Here is an 18,778-nt window from a genome sequence, read left to right as displayed (position 1 = left end):
AGGGTCAGGCGCGGCGCACGGCCAGTCCGACGGTGCTCGACTTGCCCTTGACCAGGGCCGAGAACGTGACGCCGATCTTGCCCACCAGGCCGTACTTGGCGGCGATGGCCTTCCGCGTGCGCTCGGTCCCGGCGTCGTCGAGCACCTCCGCGGTGGCCTCGAGCGCGGGGCCGGCGTTGTTGCCGCTGCGGTCGCACGTGGCGACGGTGACGCGCGGGGTGTTGCGAATCCGCTTGACCTTCCACGACTCCCGCTGCGTCCACATGAGCAGCTCCTCGCCGTCGAGGGCCGCCCAGATGGGCGTCGGCTTCGGGGTGCCGTCCTTGGTGAACGTGGTCAACAGGACGTACTTCGCGGTACCGACCTCGCCGAAGGGGTTCGTCATGCGCACCAGACTAGGCGCTCAGCTGCCCTCGAGCTCGCCCTCGGTCTCGAGGTAGGCCGCGCGCAGATCGGCGAGCATCGCCGGATCCGGCTCCGCCCACATGCCGCGTTCGACGGCCTCGAGCAGACGTTCCGAGATACCGTGCAGCGCCCACGGATTGGACGTTTCCATGAACTTGCGGTTGGTCTCGTCGAGCACGTAGTTCTCGGTGAGCTTCTCGTACATCCAGTCCTGCACGACGCCCGTCGTGGCGTCGTACCCGAACAGGTAGTCGACCGTGGCGGCCATCTCGAACGCGCCCTTGTACCCGTGGCGCCGCATGGCCTCCATCCACCGCGGGTTGACCACGCGGGCGCGGAACACACGCGAGGTCTCCTCGTGCAACGTGCGGGTACGCACGGACTCGGGGCGGGTGCTGTCGCCGATGTACGCCTCGGGCGATGATCCGGTCAGTGCGCGCACCGTGGCCACCATGCCGCCGTGGTACTGGAAGTAGTCGTCCGAATCGGCGATGTCGTGCTCGCGGGTGTCGGTGTTCTTGGCCGCCACCGCGATCCGGCGGTACGACGCGCGCATGTCGTCCGCCGCCGGCACACCGTCCAGGCCGCGCCCGTACGCGAAGCCGCCCCACGTCGTGTAGACCTGCGCGAGGTCGTCGTCGCTGCGCCAGCTCTTGCTGTCGATCAGCTGCAGCAGTCCCGCGCCGTAGGTCCCCGGCTTGGACCCGAAGATGCGGGTGGTGGCCCGACGCTCGTCACCGTGCTCGGCCAGGTCCGCCTGCATGTGGGCGCGGACGTAGTTCTGCTCGGCCGGCTCGTCCAGCGCCGCGACCAGCCGGACCGCGTCGTCGAGCAGGGCGAGCACGTGCGGGAAGGCGTCGCGGAAGAACCCGCTGATGCGCACGGTGACGTCGATGCGCGGACGGCCCAGCTCGGCGAGCGGAATCGCCTCGAGGCGGGTGACGCGGCGCGACGCCTCGTCCCACACCGGTGCGACACCGAGCAGGGCGAACACCTCGGCGACGTCGTCGCCGGACGTGCGCATCGCGCTGGTCCCCCACACCGACAATCCGACGGACGACGGGTACTCACCGTGGTCGGCCAGGTACCGCGCGACCAGGGATTCCGCCATCGCCTGGCCCGTCTCCCACGCCAGGCGGGACGGCACGGCCTTCGGGTCCACCGAGTAGAAGTTGCGCCCGGTCGGCAGCACGTTGATCAGCCCGCGCAGGGGTGAGCCGCTGGGACCGGCGGGCACGAAGCCGCCGTTCAGGGCGTGCAGGACGCGCTCGACCTCCTGGTCGGTCGCGCGCAGGCGCGGCACCACCTCGACGGCGGCGAAGCGCAGGATGTCCGCGACGGTGTCCGGCAGGCCGGCCGCGATGTCGTCGACCGCGCTCTCGGCCCAGTCCGCGCGGGCCAGGGCGGCGACCAGGCCGCGTGCCTGCTCCTCGATCGCGTCGACGGAGGTGCGGGCCTCGTCGCCGTCCTCGCTGAGCCCCAACGCTTCCCGCAGTCCGGGCACGGTGCGCTCGCCGCCCCACATCTGCCGAGCCCGGAGCATCGCGAGCACCAGGTCCACCTCGGCCTCACCGCGGGGCGCCTCGCCGAGCACGTGCAGGCCGTCGCGGATCTGCACGTCCTTGATCTCGCAGAGCCAGCCGTCGACGTGCAGGAGCATGTCGTCGAAGACCTCCTCGTCGGGCCGCTCCTCGAGGCCGAGGTCCTTGTGCATCTGCGCCGCCGTCATCAGCGTCCAGATCTGCTGACGGATGGCGGGGAGCTTCGCGGGATCGAGGGTGGAGATGTTCGAGTGCTCGTCGAGCAGCTGCTCCAGCCGGGTGATGTCCCCGTAGCTCTCCGCCCGGGCCATCGGGGGGATGAGGTGGTCGACCAGCGTGGCGTGGGCCCGACGCTTGGCCTGGGTCCCCTCGCCGGGGTCGTTGACCAGGAACGGGTAGATCAGCGGCAGATCGCCGAGCGCGGCGTCGGTTCCGCACGACGCGGACATGCCGAGCGTCTTGCCGGGCAGCCACTCGAGGTTGCCGTGCTTGCCCAGGTGAACCACTGCGTCGGCGCCGAACCCGCCGTCCTCGACCGGAGCGGCCAGCCACCGATAGGCGGCGAGGTAGTGATGGCTCGGGGGCAGATCGGGATCGTGGTAGATCGCGACGGGGTTCTCGCCGAACCCGCGCGGCGGCTGCACCATGAGGACGACGTTGCCGAATTGCAGTGCGGCGATGACGATCTCACCGTCCCGGTCGGCGCTGCGATCGACGTAGAGCGAGCCGGGCGCCTCGCCCCAGTGCTCGACGACGCCCTCGCGGAGGTCGTCCGGCAGGGTCGCGAACCACCGCCGGTAGCGCGCGGCCGAGATACGGATCGGGTTGCCCTCGAGCTGCTCGGCGGTCAGCCAGTCGGCGTCCTGCCCACCCGCCGCGATGAGGGCGTGGATCAGGGCGTCGCCGTCGCGGGCGGCGAGTCCCGGCACGGCGTCGTCGCCGGTCTCGGGGCCCACGTCGTATCCGTGCTCGCGCATCAGGGTCAGCATGCGGATCGCCGAGGCCGGGGTGTCGAGCCCGACGGCGTTGCCGATGCGGGCGTGCTTGGTCGGGTAGGCCGACAGCATGAGGACGACGCGCTTGTCCGCCGCCGGGATGTGCCGCAGCCGCGCGTGCCGCACGGCGATGCCCGCGACGCGCGCGCAGCGCTCGTGATCCGGGACGTAGGTGCTCAGGCCGTCGTCGTCGAACTCCTTGAACGAGAACGGAACCGTGATGATGCGCCCGTCGAACTCGGGCACGGCGACCTGGGTGGCGACGTCGAGCGGCGAGAGGCCGTCGTCGTTCGCCTCCCACGTCGCGCGCGGGCTGGTCAGGCACAGGCCCTGGAGAATCGGGACGTCGAGGGCGGCCAGCTCGGCCACGTCCCACGCCTCGTCGTCGCCACCCGCGGACGCGCCGGCGGGCTTGGTACCGCCCGCGGCGAGCACCGTGACCACCATCGAGTCGGCTCGTCGCAGCGTCGCCAGCAGATCGGCGTCGGCGTTGCGCAGCGAGGCGCAGTAGATCGGCAGGGGCCGGGCGCCGTGCGCGGTGATGGCGTCGCACAGCGCGTGGACGTAGCCGACGTTCCCGGCGAGATGCTGGGCGCGGTAGTAGAGGACGGCGACGGTGGGACCGGTGGCGTCGCTGTCGGGTCGATCGAGATGGCCCCACGTCGGCAGGTGCGCCGGTTCGGCGAAGCCGTGTCCGGTGAGCAGCACGGTGTCCGAGAGGAAGAAGGCGAGCTGGCGGAGGTTCTCGGCACCGCCCTCGGCGAGATACTGGTGTGCCTGGGCGGCCACGCCGGCGGGCACGGTGGACAGTTCCATCAGTTCCGCGTCCGGGGCCTGTTCGCCGCCGAGCATCACCACCGGCAGGCCCGACGCGAGGACGGCGTCGATGCCCGCCTCCCACATGCGGCGGCCGCCGAGGATGCGGACGACGACGAGGTCGATGCCCTCGAGCATGGTGGGGAGCTCGTCGACCAGGACGCGCGACGGGTTGGCCCACCGGAACTCCGCGCCGCTCGCACGGGCGCTGAGCAGGTCGGTGTCGGAGGTCGAGAGCAGCAGAATCATGCGGTGGTGCCTTCCTCGGGGTGTTCGCGCCCCATCGGCAGAGTGTGTCGGCGAGCAGCCCGAGGTCCGACTTCCGGGCGAGTACCGCCCGGTCACGGTGGCGCGACCGCGCCGGATTCCCACCGGCTTCCCCGCTGCTCCTGGCGTGATCGTACGGCGAGATCGGGCCCGTCCGTAATCTGGACCGGTGAGCTCGCCCGACCGCACCCGTCCCGACGCCTGCCCCGGCGCGTTGCAGGTCCACCTCGCGGCGGACGGAGCCCTGGCGCGGGTGCGTCTGCCGGGCGGCCGGATCACCTCGGCCCAGTTGGGCGTGCTCGCGGGCGCGGCGACCGAGCTCGGGGACGGTGACCTGGTGCTCACCTCACGGGGCAACGTGCAACTGCGGGCGGTGTCGGATCCCGACGAGCTCGCGCGTCGTCTCGCCGAGGCCGGGCTGCTGCCGTCGGAGACGCACGAGCGGGTGCGCAACATCCTGGCCTCTCCCCTGTCGGGTCGGGTCGACGGGGACGCGGACGTGCGGGACCTCGTCGGCGATCTCGACGACGCGCTGCTCGCCGACGCCGAGCTCGCCGACCTGCCCGGGCGCATCCTGTTCTCGCTCGACGACGGCCGGGGCGACGTCTCCGGCCTCGGCGCCGACATCGGGGTCCACGCGGTGGGTGGCGACGAGTTCGCGCTGATCCTCGCCGGGCAGGACACCGGGGTGCGGGTTGCTCGTGCCGAGGCGGTGGACGTGATGGTGGCGGCGGCGCGGGCGTTCCGCGCGGCGCGGGACGGTCACTGGCGTATCGCCGAGCTCCCCGGCGGCGCGGCGGACGTGCTGGCCGGGTTGGCCGTGACGGCCACCGCGGCGCCCCTGCCCGTCGCTCACGCGGACACCGCGCCCCTCGGCTGGTTCGTCCAGCGCGACGCGACGGTGGCGCTGGGCGCGACCGTCGCGCACGGCGTCCTGCCGGCGCGCACCGCGGAGTTCCTCGCCGCCGTCGAGCGCGACGTGATCGTCACGCCGTGGCGATCGCTGATCCTGGTGGATCTCGACGAGTGGGCGGCGGAGCAGGTGGTGCGGGTCCTCGCCCCGATGGGCCTGATCTTCGACGCGGAGTCGCCCTGGGCGCGGGTGAGCTCGTGCGTCGGCTCCCCCGGCTGCGCCAAGTCCCGCGCCGACGTCCGCGCCGACCTCGACGCGGCGGTGGCCGCCGACGAGATCGGCACGGGCAGCGAGCACTGGGTGGGGTGCGAGCGTCGCTGCGGCCGACCCGTCGGCGAGGTCACCGACGTCGTGGCGACGGGCGAGGGCTATCGCCGTACCTAGGCCCCCGTCAGGGGTTCACCTGCGCGAGGTTGTCGAAGGGATTCGTCTCGCCGTTGCCGGCATAGGCGACGACGACGACCGGAAGCTGTGGAGCGATGTTGCAGTCGATGTAGCCGAACTGGTCCGACGCCCCGGGTGCGATGTCCCGGCCGGGCACGTTCGCGAAGAAGATGCCGACATACTGCAGCCGCACACCCGTCGCGGTCACGTCGCCGCGGTTGGTGACGGTGGCGGTGCAGACACTCGAGCGCACCACCTGCAGGTCCGGCCCCCGCAGCGGCGCGGCGGCGGCGACGCCGGGGGCGAGGAGCGCTCCGGCGGCGGCGCCGACGGTGAGCAGGGCGAGGGTGGCACGGCGGGCGGTGTGGGTCATGGTCGCTCCCGGGATTCGTCGACGGGGTGGTGACCGTCACATCGTCGGGGTCGTCGTCATTGTTAACGACGCGTCTCCCTATCGTGGGTTCCCATGTACGACTACGTGCGCGACGGCGACGAGATCTACCGGCGCTCGTTCGCGACCATCCGCGCGGAGGCGGACCTGTCGGCGTTTCCGGCCGATGTCGCGCAGGTCGTGGTGCGCATGATCCATGCCTGCGGCGAGGTCGATCTGGCGCAGTCGATCGCGTCGACGCCCGACGTCGTCGCGAAGGGCCGCGCCGCGTTGCGGGCCGGGGCACCGGTTCTGTGCGACGCCACGATGGTGGCGGCGGGTGTCACGCGGCGGCGGTTGCCGGCGGACAACGAGGTGCTCTGCACGCTGAACGATCCTAGAGTTCCGGAGATGGCGCGGGCGCTGAACACCACGAGAACCGCTGCGGCGGTGGATCTCTGGGTCGACCGGCTCGACGGCGCCGTCGTGGCGATCGGGAACGCGCCCACCGCGCTGTTCCGTCTGCTCGAGCTGCTCGAGGCGGGTGCGCCACGGCCCGCCGCGGTGGTGGGCGGCCCGGTCGGCTTCATCGGCGCGGCCGAATCGAAGGACGACCTCGTGTCGTCGGCGCTCGCACTCGACCACCTGGTGGTGCTCGGGCGCCGGGGCGGCAGCGCGATCACGGCGGCCGCCGTCAACGCGCTGGCGACGGAGCAGGAGTGACCGGCAAGCTGTGGGGCGTCGGGATCGGCCCGGGCGATCCCGAGCTGGTCACGGTGAAGGGCGCCCGCGTGATCGCCGAGGCGGACGTGGTCGCGTTCCACAGCGCCCGCGGCAGCAGCATCGCCCGGCGCACGGCGGAGCCGTACCTGCGCGGCGACCAGATCGAGGAGCACCTGGTCTACCCGGTCACCACCGGCACCACCGACCATCCGCTGGGGTACGACGGCGCCATCGCGGACTTCTACACCGAGGCCGCGGAGCGTCTCGCGGTGCACCTCGCGGCGGGTCGGTCCGTGGCGCTCCTGGCCGCCGGCGACCCGCTGTTCTACAGCTCGTACCAGCACATGCACGTGCGCCTGGCGGACCGCTACGAGACCGAGATCGTGCCCGGGGTCACCAGCGTCAGCGCCGCCTCCGCCGCGCTCGGCGAGCCCCTGGTGGAGGGCGAGGAGGTGCTCACCGTGCTGCCGGGGACGCTGCCGGTGCCGGAGCTCACCCGTCGTCTCCGGGAGACGGACTCGGCGGCGATCCTCAAGCTGGGCCGCACCTTTCCCGCTGTGCGCCAGGCGCTCTCGGATGCGGGACGACTGGACGAGGCGCGGTACGTCGAGCGCGCCAGCACCGACGGCGAGCGGGTCGGGTCCCTCGCCGACGTCGACGAGTCGGCCGTGCCGTACTTCTCCATCGCCGTCGTCCCCAGCCCGTCGTACGCGGCGACCGAGGCGCCCGCCGCGGGCGAGGTGGTCGTCGTCGGCCTGGGTCCGGGCGACGCGCGCTGGACGACGCCGGAGGTGCGGGAGGAACTGGCGCGCGCCACGGATCTGGTCGGGTACACCACCTACATCGACCGGGTGCCCGCGCGGCCGGGACAGCGTCGGCACGCCAGCGACAACCGCGTCGAGTCCGAGCGCGCCGAGATGGCGCTCGACCTGGCCGACCGCGGGTCGCGCGTGGTGGTCGTGTCGTCGGGTGACCCCGGTGTCTTCGCGATGGCCGCCGCCGTGCTCGAGGTGGCGGCCGAACCGCGATGGCAGCACGTCCCCGTCCGGGTGTGTCCCGGGGTGACGGCAGCCAACGCCGTCGCCAGCCGGGTGGGTGCGCCGCTGGGGCACGACTACGCGGTCATCTCGCTGTCCGACCGGCTCAAGCCGTGGAACGTCGTCGAGCGTCGTCTGCGCGCGGTGGTGGCCGCGGACATGGCCGTGGCGATCTACAACCCCGCGTCTCGCACGCGTCGGCACCAGGTCGCGGCGCTGAAGGACATCGCGCTCGAGTACCGGGATCCGGCGACGCCGGTGATCGTCGGCCGCGACGTCTCCGGTCCCGAGGAGTCGGTGACGGTGGTCGACCTCGTCGACCTCGATCCCGAGACGATCGACATGCGGTGCCTGCTCATCGTGGGTGCGTCGACGACGGCGGTGGACCGTTCGGGCCCGACGCCCCGGGTGTTCACGTCTCGTCGGTACTCGACGGAGTCGGCACGGACCTGACCGGCTGCGTCGTCAGCACCCACCGTTCGCACTCCGCGACCGTGGAGACGAACGGGGTGTCGTCGGGAAGCGCCGGGCGCTGCACCATCACGACGGGCAGACCACGCTCACGCGCCACACGCAACTTCGCGGAGGTGAGTTTGCCGCCGCTGTTCTTGGTCACCAGGACGTCGGCGTCGGTGCGCGCGAACAACTCTCGTTCGGAGTCGAGGTCGAACGGTCCGCGCTCGGCCAGCACCGTGGTGCGCGGGGGCATCGGGTCCTCGGGCGGATCGATGCACCGCGCCGTGAACTCGCGGTCGTCCAGGTGCGCGAAGTGGTGGACGCCCTGCCGCCCGATCGTGAGCAGGATCCGGTGCCACTCGGGGTGGTCCGTGATCACGGCGGCGGCGTCGGCCATCGACGGCGCGTCGATCCATCGATCCTCGGGCAACGGAGTCCACGGCGCCCGATGCAGCACCATCAGCGGAACGGACTCCTCGGCGCCGGCCTGCACCGCGTGACGCGTCATGGTCTCCGCGTACGGGTGGGTCGCGTCCACCAGGTGCGTCACCTCGTGCTCGCGCAGCCAGGCGCGCAGCCCGTCGACCCCACCGAAGCCGCCGCTGCGGACCCGACCCACCGGCAGGGCGGGGTCGGCGACGCGGCCGGCGAGGGACGACGTCACCTCGATGCCCCGACGCCCGTTCAGGGCGGCGGCGAGTTGGCGGGCTTCGGACGTGCCACCCAGCAGAAGAACGTGCATGCCTCGACCTTAACGAGGAGCCCGACGAGGGTGACCGCTAGTGATCGAGTGCGCGTCGTGCGCTCGAGTACAGGAAGCTGTCCGGGAACCCCTCCGCCGCGAGGACCCGGCCGACCACGATGACGGCGGTGCGGACGATGCCCGCGGCCACGGTCGCGGCGGCGATGTCGGCGAGGGTGCCGCGCACGATCGTCTCGTCGTCCCGGCTGGCGAACGCCACGACGGCCACCGGGCAGTCCGCACCGTAGTGCTGGGCCAACTCGACGGCGATGGGGTCGATCTGCCGGGCGCCGAGATGGATCACCATCGTCGCGCGGCTGCGGGCCAGCGTCGCGAGATCCTCCCCCTCGGGCATGGCGGTCGACAGCGTCGAGATGCGGGTCAGCACCACGGTCTGCGACACCTCCGGCACCGTCAGCTCCCGTTTGAGGGCGGCCGATGCGGCGGCGAACGACGGGACGCCCGGGACGATCGCGTAGTCGACACCGGCCGCGTCGAGCCGACGGGCCTGTTCGGCCACGGCGCTGTAGAGCGACGGGTCGCCCGAGTGCACGCGGGCGACGTCCTCGCCGCGGGCGCTCGCGTCGACCATCTCGGCGACGATGGCGTCGAGGGTCATGCGCGAGGAGTCGACCACCTTCGCCTCGGCCGGGCAGGTCGCCAACAGCTCGCGCGGCACGAGCGATCCCGCGTACAGGCACACCGGGCTCGACGCGATGATCCGAGCGCCGCGGACGGTGATCAGGTCGGCGGCGCCGGGTCCGGCGCCCACGAAGTACACGGTCATGGGCGCTGTCCCTTCGCCGCGCACCACTGCGTCACCGGCATCTGCGGGCGCCATCCGGTGAAGCCGCCCACCGGTTCGGCGCGCTGAATCTGGATGCGACGCAACGTGCCACCCTTCTCCGTGTACCAGCGGAAGACGAGGGCCTCGGTCTCGGCGGTGACGGCGTTGACGACGATGCGTCCGCCGGGTCGCAGGGCCGCCCAGCAGGCCTCGAGCATGCCGGGAGCCGTCGCGCCGCCCCCGACGAAGATCGCGTCCGGTGTCGGCGCGTTCGTGAAGGCGGCCGGGGCCGCGTCGTGGATCGTGAGGCCGGGGACCCCCAGAGCGCGGGCGTTGGCGGCGATGGTCAGGGCACGGCCGGCGACCCGCTCGAAGGTGTCGGCGCGGCATCGCGGATGGGTCCGCATCCACTCGATCGCGATGCTGCCCGATCCGCCGCCGACGTCCCAGAGTCGTTCGCCCGGTGACGGATCGAGGACGGCGAGCGTCAGGGCACGGACCTCGCGCTTGGTGAGCTGACCGTCGCCGGAGTAGGCGTCGTCGGGCAGACCGGGGTTGCGGGTCCGGCGCGGTCCGTCGCCCGGTACGTCCACTGCGATCAGGTTGAGCGGGTCGACGTCGTCGGCTTGCCAGTCCTCCGCCGTCGCGCTGCGAACCCGCTCGGCACTTCCTCCGAGGCATTCGAGCACGGTCAGCCGCGCGTCGCCGAAGCCGTTCTCTCGCAACAGGGTCGCCACGGAGACCGGGCTGGTGTCGTCCTCGGAGAGAAGCACGAGCCGAGCAGACGGGTGCAGCGCGGGCAGCACGATGGCGGGGTCGCGGGCGACGAGGGACACGACCTCGACGTCGGGGAGCGACCATCCGAGCCGTGCACACGCGAGCGAGACCGAGCTGGGATGCGAGAACACCCGAAGGGCGTCCGCGCCGAGAAGTCGCGCCAGGGTGGCGCCGATCCCGTGGAACATCGGGTCACCGCTCGCCAGGACGCACCGCCGCCGGTCGGCGTGCTCCTCCAGGGTCGACCGCAGCGACGGAAGCAGGGGCGTCGGCCACGACACGCGCCGTCCGGCAGGAGGAGTCACGTCGACAGGGACCGAGTCGAGCTGGCGCGGCGAGCCGAACAGCACCTCGGCTGCTGCGACCGCATCGCGGGAGGCCGGCGCGAGGCCGTCCCAGCCGTCGGCACCGATCCCGACCACGTCGATCACCGTCATCGCGGCATCCGCCGCCACACCGCCCGCGGCAGCAGCCGCATCACCGCGAAGACCGGACGCAGGCGCCCGGGAATCCACACGGTGTCGCGTCCGGTGCGCAGGGCCGTCGCGACGGCGTCGGCCACCTGCTCCGGCGTGCTCGACATCGGCGCGGGCGACATGCCCTCGGTCATCGACCCGATCACGAACCCCGGCCGCGCCAGCACCAGCCGAACTCCGCTGCCGTGCAGCGCATCCTGCAGACCCGAGGCGAACCCGTCGAGACCCGCCTTGGCCGAGCCGTAGACGTAGTTGGCGCGACGAACCCGCACCCCCGCCACCGACGAGAAGACGACGATCTCGCCGGATCCCCGTCGGCGCAACAGGTCCGCGACGAGCGTCAGGAGGTGAACGTGCGCGGTGTAGTCGGTGTGCACGATCGCGGCCGCGTGTGCGGCGTCGGTCTCGGCCCGCCCCTGGTCGCCGAGGATGCCGAAGGCGATCACCACGGTGCCGATCGACCCGTGCTCGGACTCGACGCGGGCGAGGACGTCGGCGTGGGACGCGAGGTCGTCGGCGTCGAACTCGATCGTGCCCACCGCCGCGGCGCCGGCGGACTCCATGCGGGCGACGGATGCCGCCAGGTCGTGACTGCGCCGGGCTGCGAGCACCACCCGTCGGCCCGGTGTGATTCGGGCGGCGAGTTCGACACCGATGTCGCTGCGGCCGCCGAACAACACCACGGTTCCGGGATCTGTCACCGCCCCAGTGTCCTCCATGTGTCTCCCTGTCCGTCACCGACCGGTCGACGCCGCCCCCCGGTACCGTGATCGGCATGCCCAGCGACGCCTCGTCCCTGAACGCCGACGCCGTCGCGTTCCTCACCGAACGCCACCTCGCGACGCTCGCGACCCTGCGCCCGGACGGGACGCCGCACGTCGTCGCCGTCGGATTCACGTGGGACGCCGAGTCGAGGGTCGCCCGCGTCATCACCCGGGAGGGGTCGCAGAAGGTCCGCAACGCCGAGCGGGGCGGGTACGCCGCGGTCACTCAGGTGGACGGCGCTCGCTGGCTGACCCTCGAGGGCCCGTCTCGGGTGGTGCGGGACGCCGAGAGCGTGCGCGACGCCGAGAATCGGTACGCCGCCCGCTACAAGCCGCCGCGGGAGAACCCGCAGCGCGTCGTCGTCGAGATCGCGGTGTCGCGCGTTCTCGGGTCGGCGTCTCTACGCGGACTCTAGAAGCGAGACGCCTCGAGCAGGACTCGGGCGACAGCCGGATCGCCGACCGTGTCGAGCGCCTCCACCGGACGGCGACGCCACAGCGTGAGATACAGCGCAGCCGTGTCGCCGCGCAACGCTACCGAGGACTTCTCGTGACCCCGGTGCGCCGTGACTCCGTCCGCGCCGAGGGTGATCACCCATTCGACGTCGTCACGATCGGTGGCATGGAGGTGGACCGTCGATCCCACGACCGCAGGGTCGAGGCGGTCCGCGGCGAGCCGGAATCGGTACTGCAGCTCGGTGAGTTCGGCGATGCCGTCCGCCGAGGACTCCGCGTCGAGCGGTTCGGGCACCGGACCCCCGGCGGCATGCACGGCGTCGGCGGCGTCGATCCGGTGCACGCTCACCTCGTGGGCCGTCCGCCGCGTCCAGAACGCGGCGGTCCGCAGTCCGACGAACGTCTCGGTGGGCCGCTCCGGATCGGTCTCGGCCAGCACCTCGATCACGTCGTGCAGTGAGTCACGGTAGGCCTCCAGCGCCTGCGGGCCTCTCGGCAACGACGCGACGTCCTCCCGCGCGATACGTGCGACGTCGGCACCCGGGCCGGCCCGCAGGACGCTCGCAACCCATCGGTGCACCTTGCCCGTGTGCCGGACGACGTGCTCGAGCGTCCACCCCGGCACGGTCGGGACGGGCGCGGACAGGGCGTCTGCCGGCATGGCGGCCAGGCGATCGCCCTCGCGCCCGATCGTCGCGAGGTGGTCGAGCGTCATCGGCCGGCGAGGACGGTCAGGCCGTGCGGGCGGGTGTTGACCGATTCGCATCCGTCGGCGGTCACCACCACGATGTCCTCGATGCGCGCACCCCAGTCGCCGCGGAAGTAGATCCCCGGTTCGATGCTGAACGCCATTCCCTCGGTGAGCGGAATGTCGTTGCCGCCCACGATGTACGGCTCCTCGTGCACCGACAGCCCGATGCCGTGACCGGTGCGGTGCAGGAACACCTCGGCGAGTCCTTCGGCGGCCAGCACGTCGCGCGCCGCGGCGTCGACGGCCTCCGCCGTCACGCCCGGACGTACCGCGTCGACTGCCGCCTGCTGGGCCCGCTCGAGGACGGCGACCCTGGCCGCGACGTCGGGGGACGGCTCCCCCATGACGTAGGTGCGGGTGGAATCGGAGTAGTAGCCGGGCTCGACGGGGCCGCCGATGTCGATGACGACGACGTCGCCCGTCTCGACGACGCGGTCGGACACCTCGTGGTGCGGGTCCGCTCCGTGCGGTCCGGAACCGACGATGACGAACGCCGCCTCGGTGTGCCCCTCCTCGACGATGGCGGCCGAGATCGCCTGCGCCACCTCGGCTTCCGTGCGCCCGACCACCAGGAGCTCTGCCATGCGGGCGTGGACCCGGTCGATCGCGGACCCCGCCTGGCGCAGCGCGTCGATCTCCGCTGCGTCCTTGACCATGCGCAGTTCGCGGAGCACCGGCGTCGCGAGAGCGGGCACGGACCCGAGCGCGTCGGCAATCGGGACCAGGTGCAGGGCGGGCATCGCGTCGGCCACGGCGACCCGAGCCTGCGGCGGCACCGCGTCGGTCACCATGCGGTGCGGGTTCTGCCCGTCCACCCAGTCACGAAGCTCGAGCCCGAGGTCCGCGGCCGCCGAGTCCTGCAGGGCGGCCAATTCGATCCGCGGGACCACGACGAACGGATCCCCGTCCGCGAGGACCACCAGGCAGGTGAGCCGTTCGAACGACTCGGCGCGGGACCCCAGGAGATAGGCGAGATCCGGACCCGGTGTCACCAGCAGCGCACCCACGCCGGCGGTGCGCATCAGCTCCGCCGCTCGGCTCAGTCGATCTCGGTACACCTCGGCAGGAAAACGCGTCATGTCGCCAGGCTATCGAGGCGGGCCGTCCGCCGATGCGCGGACGGCCCGATGCGGCAGGATGAGCCACCATGACCGACGATTCCGCTCCCGGCACCGTCCTGCTGCTCGACGCCGCGAGTCTGTGGTTCCGTGCGTTCCACGCGCTCCCCGAGTCCATCACCGCACCCGACGGGCGCCCGGTGAACGCGGTTCGGGGTTTCGTCGACATGGTCGCTTCCCTGATCACCCGGACGCAGCCCACGCGACTCGCGGTGTGCCTCGACCTCGACTGGCGGCCGACGTTCCGGGTCGACCTCGTCCCGTCGTACAAGGCCCACCGGGTGCTCGAGGAATCGGCCGCCGGGCCGGACGCGGAGGAAGCGCCCGATGCGCTGGGGCCCCAGGTGAACCTCATCCTCGAGTTCATGGCGGCGGCGGGCATCGCGACCGCGGGCGCGGAGGGACTCGAGGCCGACGACGTCCTGGGCACCCTCGCCGCCACCGAGCGTCACGATCGTGTGGTGGTCGTCAGCGGTGACCGCGATCTGTTGCAGGTGGTGGCGGACGAGCCCGTTCCGGTCCGTGTTCTCTACGCCGGGCGTGGACTGGCCAAGGCGGAGCTCTTCGGACCGGCCGAGGTCGCCGAGAAGTACGGCGTTCCGATCGATCGTCCCGGGCCGGCCTACGCGGAACTCGCTCTGCTGCGCGGAGACTCGTCGGACGGATTGCCGGGGGTCAAGGGTGTCGGCGAGAAGACGGCGTCGTCGCTCATCACGCGGTGGGGATCGCTCGAAGCACTGCTGGCCGCCGCCGACTCGGGCGACACGGACCTCGCCGCCGGCATGCGCGCCAAACTCGCGGCGGCGCGGGTTTACATCGACGCGGCCCTCCCCGTGGTGCGGGTGGTGACCGACGCGGAGATCCTGTGGTCCACGTCCGACGACCTCCCCACCGAACCCGTCGACCCCGAGCGTCTGGACGCCCTCGCTGCCGAGCTGGGCCTCGAGAACTCCGCGGAGCGGCTCCGGAAGGCGATGGCCCGCGGTCGGTAGGTCGGCCAGGCTTCGCCCCGCGGGTTCGTGCGTGCGTGTCATCGACTGTGTCGGTGGGTGCCGGTATACTCGAACATACGAGCGACTGGGGGGTCGGCGGCATGACGAGTGTGCAGGTGGGGGCAGGTGCGGCGAGCACGGCGGCGACGCCGTGGGCTGCGCTGGATCACTCCGCCCTCGGTCTGCCCGCCACCACCGACCTCCCCTCTGCCCGGGCTCTGGACGCCCTGGTGCACGCGGCTGCCGGGGTGTCCTACCTGAAGTGGTTCGAATACCAACTCGCCGCCGCCATGCACGCCGAACTGGTGGAACCGTTCGAGGACGAGGACCGGCGTGAGCTCGATGCGTTCACTCGCTGCGCCGCGACCATCGCGACGACGATGTCGATCACCCCGTTCGCCGCCCGCACCCTGCTCACCGACGCCGTCGCCCTCCGCGACCGGCTACCCCTGGTCGCGCAGTGCCTACGCGACGGAATCGTCACCCCGCACCACATCCGCACCATCGTCTCCCGCACCGAACTCATCGAGGGGCAGTGCTACGCCGCCCTCGTCGACGCCGACATCGCTCGTGCTCTGCGTAAGCCCGGGTCGTGGTCGCCGGCGCGGATGGAGATCATGGTCGACACGATGGTGCACCGCCGCGACCCCGACGCCGTCCGCGCCCGCCGAGAGGCAGCGAAGCGGAATCGGGAGTTCACCGTGGAGGCCGGGCGGGACGGGATGGCCACGACGACGGACACCCGGCCCGCCGAGGACACCGCCCTCGCCGCCGCCGCGGTCCACCGCCTCGCGGCGCAGGTGTGCCCCAAGGACACCCGCTCCAAGGCCGCGCGGGCCTCCGATGCGCACTACGCGTTGGTCACCCGGACCGAATTCGGCTGCGACTGCGACCGCCCCATCACCGACTGCCGCTACAAGAACATCGACGTCGGCAGGTTCGCGGCGACGGCGCCGCGGATCGTGATCCACCTGGTCACCGACACCACCACCCTCACCGGCCCCGTCCCCGCCCCGGAGTCCGAGCGGGTCTGCAGGTCGCCACAGCACCTGCCCCGACCGAACACCGAACCCACCCCCGCGGTCCGGCACGATGCGACGGAACCAGTTGCAGCAGAACCGGTCGCAGCAGGACCGGTTGCAGTGGATCAGCCCGGCACCGCAAACCAGGCCGACGCCGCCGCGGACCCAACCTCCACCAAGTCGCCGGCGGTCGACGAGTCCTCGGACGGCCCGCACGGATGCGACGAGCCCCTCGGTCTCGACACCGTCGACGGCGTCGGATTCCTCGCCGGCATCGGCATCATCTCCGGCGCCCACGTCCGCGACCTCGCCGCCGACCCCCGGACGGTCATCCGCCCGCTCGGCGACGGCACCGACACCCCACTCCCGGCGACCCAGCCGTCGAACCCCTACCGCCCCTCCGCGGCACTCGATGCGTACGTGCGGGCGCGGGATCAGTTCTGCACCTGGCCCGGCTGCAACAAGCCGGCGTGGGAGGCCGACCTCGACCACATCACCGAATACGACCACCACGACCCCACCCGCGGCGGCACGACGTCGGCCGGCGGGTTGGGAGCGAAGTGCCGGTTCCACCACCTCCTGAAGACGTTCGGGGACTTCGTCGACGACCAGTACCCCGACCCCACCGACCCGGCCCGGCTGATCCGCACCATCACCATCCCCGACGGACGCACCGTCCTCGGCCCCGCGTTCACCGGCCACGACGTCCACCCCGGACTCGACACCATCGTCTTCGGTGACCCACCCACCGCCAGCAGACCAACGCCGAAACTCACCGAACGCACCCGCCCCGCCCCACGCACCGAGCAGAAACACGCCCGGAGCTTGACCCGGTTTCCCGGACACCTGATCTGTAGCGTTGCTGCTGCAGGAGAGGAGTCCGAGCTATGCCCGCTGCCCATCCCGAGGAGTTCCGCCGCCGGGCGGTCGACCTGACACGTCAGCCGGGGGCGAGTGTCATGCGCATCGCGTCCGACCTCGGCATCAGTGAGTCGTGTCTGCGCAGGTGGATGAAGCTCGACGACGTCGATGCCGGCCGCGTCGACGGTCTGTCCACGAGCGAACGCGCCGAGCTGGCACAGTTGCGCCGAGACAAGAAGCGCCTCGAGACCGAGGTCGAGATCCTCAAACGCGCAAGCGCCTATTTCGCGCGGGAGAACATCCTCCCAAAATAGGGTTCCGGCTGGTCCACGAATTGGCTGCGGACGGCTTCCCCGCCCTAGGTGACCTGCCGGACCCTCGAGGTGTCGAGGTCCGGATTCTACGACTGGCGACATCGACCACCGTCCGAGCGTGATATGTCGGATGCACTGTTGGCCAACAGCATCCGTGATATCCACCAAGGCTCACGCGGGTGCTACGGCACGCCGCGGGTCCACGCCGAACTCCGTCTCGGCGGTGGCATCTCGGTCGGACGCAAACCTGTCGCACGGGTGATGCGGCTACTCGGCGTTGCTGGTATCGGTGCCCGCCACAAGCGTCGCCACCGACCCGCACCAGCGGTGCACGACGATCTCGTCGCCCGCCGGTTCGTCGCCGAGCGGCCCGATCAGATCTGGTGCACCGACATCACAGAACACCCCACCGGCACGGGCAAGGTGTACTGCTGCGGGGTCCTCGACACATTCTCCCGGCGCATCGTGGGATGGTCGATCGCCGATCACATGCGTACCGACCTCGTCGTAGACGCACTGCAGATGGCGCTGTGGCGCCGCCACCCCGATACCGGGACGATCACGCACTCGGACCGCGGATCTCAGTACACCAGCTGGGTTTTCGGCCAACGACTGCGCACGGCAGGACTGCTCGGGTCGATGGGTCGGGTGGCCTCGAGCGTCGACAACACGATGATGGAATCGTTCTGGTCGACGATGCAACGCGAGCTGCTCGACACCCGATCATGGGACACCCGAGATCAGCTCGCCTCCGCGATCTTCGAATGGATCGAAGCCTGGTACAACCCGCATCGCCGGCACTCCGGGATCGGCTACTCCTCGCCAGTGGATTACGAACACACCTACCATCGACGGGTCACCTCAGACGTGGCCTGAACACCCAACCCGAACTGTCCGGGAAACCGGGTCAAGCTCCCCCGCCGACGACAGGAACGCAACCGCAACCGACTCCGCAACGCGATGAAGCTCCACCCACCCGACGACACCCCACCCCCGTTCTGAGGGTGCGTGGTCCTTCTAGCGTGGGCGGCCGACCTCGTAGGTGCCGTCGTCGTCCTTGACGGTGACCGTCACGGATCGGGGCGCACCGTCGGCAGTGAGGGTGCACGTGAACTGCGTTCCCGTCTCCGCCTTCTGACCGGACGGGCACGACACGTCGGTCACGTCGATGGCGCCGTAGCTCTCCGTGACGATCTTCGCGACACCGTCCTGGACGGCGGCATTGTCGAAGGTGTTGCTACTGAACAGAAGTGACCCTGCCACCCCGACCACGACGAGCAGCGCGACGATGATGCCGCCGACGATGAACAGCACCTTCCTCGACGACGAGGAGGACTGCTGCGGGTTCTGCCACCCCGGGCCGCCGTACGGTTGTTGACCCCCGTAGTTCGGCTGCTGACCGTAGGGCTGCTGGTCGTACGCCGGGGCCTCGCCGTACGCCTGCTGACCGTACTGGGGCTGTTGACCGTACTGGGGTTGGCCGTACTGGGGCTGCTGCCCGTAACCCGGCTGGCCGTACTGGGGCTGCTGCCCGTAACCCGGCTGGCCGTACTGAGGCTGCTGCCCGTAACCCGGCTGACCGTACTGGGGCTGTTGACCGTAAGCCTGCTGCTGTCCGTATCCCTGCTGATACGGGTTCTGTCCGGGCGGCGGGTACTGGCCCTCGAACGACCGCGTGGACGGGTCCGACCCGCCGTCGCTCTGTTGCGACGGGTCGTTCTTGTCGTACGGGCCGGTCATGATCGCCTCCACTGCATCGGTCGAGTCCGCGTGCGTCGCGTCGCCGCGGATCGTGCGGTCACCGCGTCGGC

At 71.5% G+C, this 18,778-nt stretch carries 18 protein-coding genes; 8 read left to right on the top strand and 10 right to left on the bottom strand.

Annotated elements, in window-relative coordinates; translation table 11 throughout:
* Positions 1–4: 4 nt before the first annotated feature.
* Together RC2_RS13810 and cobN are read right to left on the bottom strand one after the other, a co-directional pair.
* Complete coding sequence (locus tag RC2_RS13810; RefSeq protein WP_068101363.1) at positions 5–385, bottom strand: PPOX class F420-dependent oxidoreductase; 381 nt, start codon at positions 383–385, stop codon at positions 5–7.
* Between the two features lie 18 nt (positions 386–403).
* The gene (cobN, locus tag RC2_RS13805; RefSeq protein WP_068149419.1) at positions 404–4,006 is read right to left on the bottom strand and encodes a cobaltochelatase subunit CobN; all 3,603 of its coding nucleotides are present in this window, start codon (positions 4,004–4,006) and stop codon (positions 404–406) included.
* Between the two features lie 187 nt (positions 4,007–4,193).
* Between cobN and cobG the strand changes: the two genes are divergently transcribed.
* The gene (gene cobG / locus RC2_RS13800) at positions 4,194–5,321 is read left to right on the top strand and encodes a precorrin-3B synthase (protein ID WP_068149416.1); all 1,128 of its coding nucleotides are present in this window, start codon (positions 4,194–4,196) and stop codon (positions 5,319–5,321) included.
* 7 nt (positions 5,322–5,328) lie between these two features.
* Here the strand turns inward: cobG and RC2_RS13795 are convergent, their stop codons facing one another.
* The gene (locus RC2_RS13795) at positions 5,329–5,694 is read right to left on the bottom strand and encodes a hypothetical protein (protein WP_068149413.1); all 366 of its coding nucleotides are present in this window, start codon (positions 5,692–5,694) and stop codon (positions 5,329–5,331) included.
* 93 nt (positions 5,695–5,787) lie between these two features.
* On the opposite strand from RC2_RS13795, the gene RC2_RS13790 reads away from it, so the two are divergent.
* Together RC2_RS13790 and cobJ are read left to right on the top strand one after the other, a co-directional pair.
* Positions 5,788–6,414, top strand: coding sequence for a precorrin-8X methylmutase (locus RC2_RS13790; protein ID WP_068149410.1), 627 nt, complete (start codon positions 5,788–5,790; stop codon positions 6,412–6,414).
* Entirely contained in the window at positions 6,411–7,904 is a 1,494-nt protein-coding gene (gene cobJ / locus RC2_RS13785; RefSeq protein WP_068149407.1) for a precorrin-3B C(17)-methyltransferase, read from the top strand. The genes RC2_RS13790 and cobJ overlap by 4 nt, the downstream gene beginning before the upstream one ends.
* Here the strand turns inward: cobJ and RC2_RS13780 are convergent.
* From RC2_RS13780 to dprE2, 4 genes are read right to left on the bottom strand one after another with little or no spacing between them, the layout of a single operon-like run.
* Positions 7,864–8,649 carry a cobalt-precorrin-6A reductase gene (locus RC2_RS13780; protein ID WP_068149402.1) on the bottom strand — a complete coding sequence of 262 codons (786 nt, stop codon included), beginning with the start codon at positions 8,647–8,649 and terminating at the stop codon, positions 7,864–7,866. The two genes, cobJ and RC2_RS13780, sit on opposite strands and share 41 nt — an antisense overlap.
* A gap of 37 nt (positions 8,650–8,686) precedes the next feature.
* The gene (gene cobM, locus RC2_RS13775) at positions 8,687–9,436 is read right to left on the bottom strand and encodes a precorrin-4 C(11)-methyltransferase (protein WP_068149399.1); all 750 of its coding nucleotides are present in this window, start codon (positions 9,434–9,436) and stop codon (positions 8,687–8,689) included.
* Positions 9,433–10,650, bottom strand: coding sequence for a bifunctional cobalt-precorrin-7 (C(5))-methyltransferase/cobalt-precorrin-6B (C(15))-methyltransferase (locus tag RC2_RS13770; protein WP_068149429.1), 1,218 nt, complete (start codon positions 10,648–10,650; stop codon positions 9,433–9,435). Before RC2_RS13770 ends, cobM begins: the two co-directional genes overlap by 4 nt.
* Positions 10,647–11,408: a decaprenylphospho-beta-D-erythro-pentofuranosid-2-ulose 2-reductase gene (dprE2, locus tag RC2_RS13765; protein WP_068149396.1), complete on the bottom strand. Its 762-nt coding sequence runs from the start codon at positions 11,406–11,408 to the stop codon at positions 10,647–10,649. Before dprE2 ends, RC2_RS13770 begins: the two co-directional genes overlap by 4 nt.
* A gap of 56 nt (positions 11,409–11,464) precedes the next feature.
* Here dprE2 and RC2_RS13760 point away from each other — a divergent pair, with 56 nt between their 5' ends.
* The gene (locus RC2_RS13760; protein WP_068149426.1) at positions 11,465–11,869 is read left to right on the top strand and encodes a PPOX class F420-dependent oxidoreductase; all 405 of its coding nucleotides are present in this window, start codon (positions 11,465–11,467) and stop codon (positions 11,867–11,869) included.
* On the opposite strand, the gene RC2_RS13755 is transcribed toward RC2_RS13760, so the two are convergent.
* Both RC2_RS13755 and RC2_RS13750 read right to left on the bottom strand, forming a co-directional pair.
* Positions 11,866–12,624, bottom strand: coding sequence for a maleylpyruvate isomerase N-terminal domain-containing protein (locus tag RC2_RS13755; protein WP_068149394.1), 759 nt, complete (start codon positions 12,622–12,624; stop codon positions 11,866–11,868). The genes RC2_RS13760 and RC2_RS13755 overlap by 4 nt on opposite strands.
* Positions 12,621–13,739 (bottom strand): M24 family metallopeptidase, encoded by a 1,119-nt coding sequence (locus RC2_RS13750; RefSeq protein WP_068149392.1) that lies wholly within the window; start codon positions 13,737–13,739, stop codon positions 12,621–12,623. The genes RC2_RS13755 and RC2_RS13750 overlap by 4 nt, the downstream gene beginning before the upstream one ends.
* Before the next feature lie 68 nt (positions 13,740–13,807).
* On the opposite strand from RC2_RS13750, the gene RC2_RS13745 reads away from it, so the two are divergent.
* The 4 genes from RC2_RS13745 (at position 13,808) to RC2_RS13730 (ending at position 17,843) form a co-directional block, all read left to right on the top strand.
* Positions 13,808–14,770, top strand: a complete 963-nt coding sequence (locus RC2_RS13745; RefSeq protein WP_068149389.1) for a 5'-3' exonuclease — start codon at positions 13,808–13,810, stop codon at positions 14,768–14,770.
* Positions 14,771–14,871: 101 nt separating this feature from the next.
* Positions 14,872–16,728 carry a DUF222 domain-containing protein gene (locus RC2_RS13740; RefSeq protein ID WP_072681528.1) on the top strand — a complete coding sequence of 619 codons (1,857 nt, stop codon included), beginning with the start codon at positions 14,872–14,874 and terminating at the stop codon, positions 16,726–16,728.
* Between the two features lie 23 nt (positions 16,729–16,751).
* Positions 16,752–16,967: a hypothetical protein gene (locus tag RC2_RS13735; RefSeq protein WP_082833963.1), complete on the top strand. Its 216-nt coding sequence runs from the start codon at positions 16,752–16,754 to the stop codon at positions 16,965–16,967.
* A 48-nt stretch (positions 16,968–17,015) separates the two neighbouring features.
* Positions 17,016–17,843 (top strand): IS3 family transposase, encoded by an 828-nt coding sequence (locus tag RC2_RS13730; RefSeq protein WP_072681526.1) that lies wholly within the window; start codon positions 17,016–17,018, stop codon positions 17,841–17,843.
* A gap of 141 nt (positions 17,844–17,984) precedes the next feature.
* Here the strand turns inward: RC2_RS13730 and RC2_RS13725 are convergent, their stop codons facing one another.
* Complete coding sequence (locus RC2_RS13725; RefSeq protein WP_068151553.1) at positions 17,985–18,707, bottom strand: DUF4333 domain-containing protein; 723 nt, start codon at positions 18,705–18,707, stop codon at positions 17,985–17,987.
* Positions 18,708–18,778: the final 71 nt, after the last annotated feature.

Source organism: Rhodococcoides corynebacterioides NBRC 14404 (assembly GCF_001894765.1).
GTDB lineage: Bacteria > Actinomycetota > Actinomycetes > Mycobacteriales > Mycobacteriaceae > Rhodococcoides > Rhodococcoides corynebacterioides.
The sequence above is the reverse complement of the archived record's forward strand: the minus strand, read 5'-3'. Positions and strand labels throughout refer to the sequence as shown.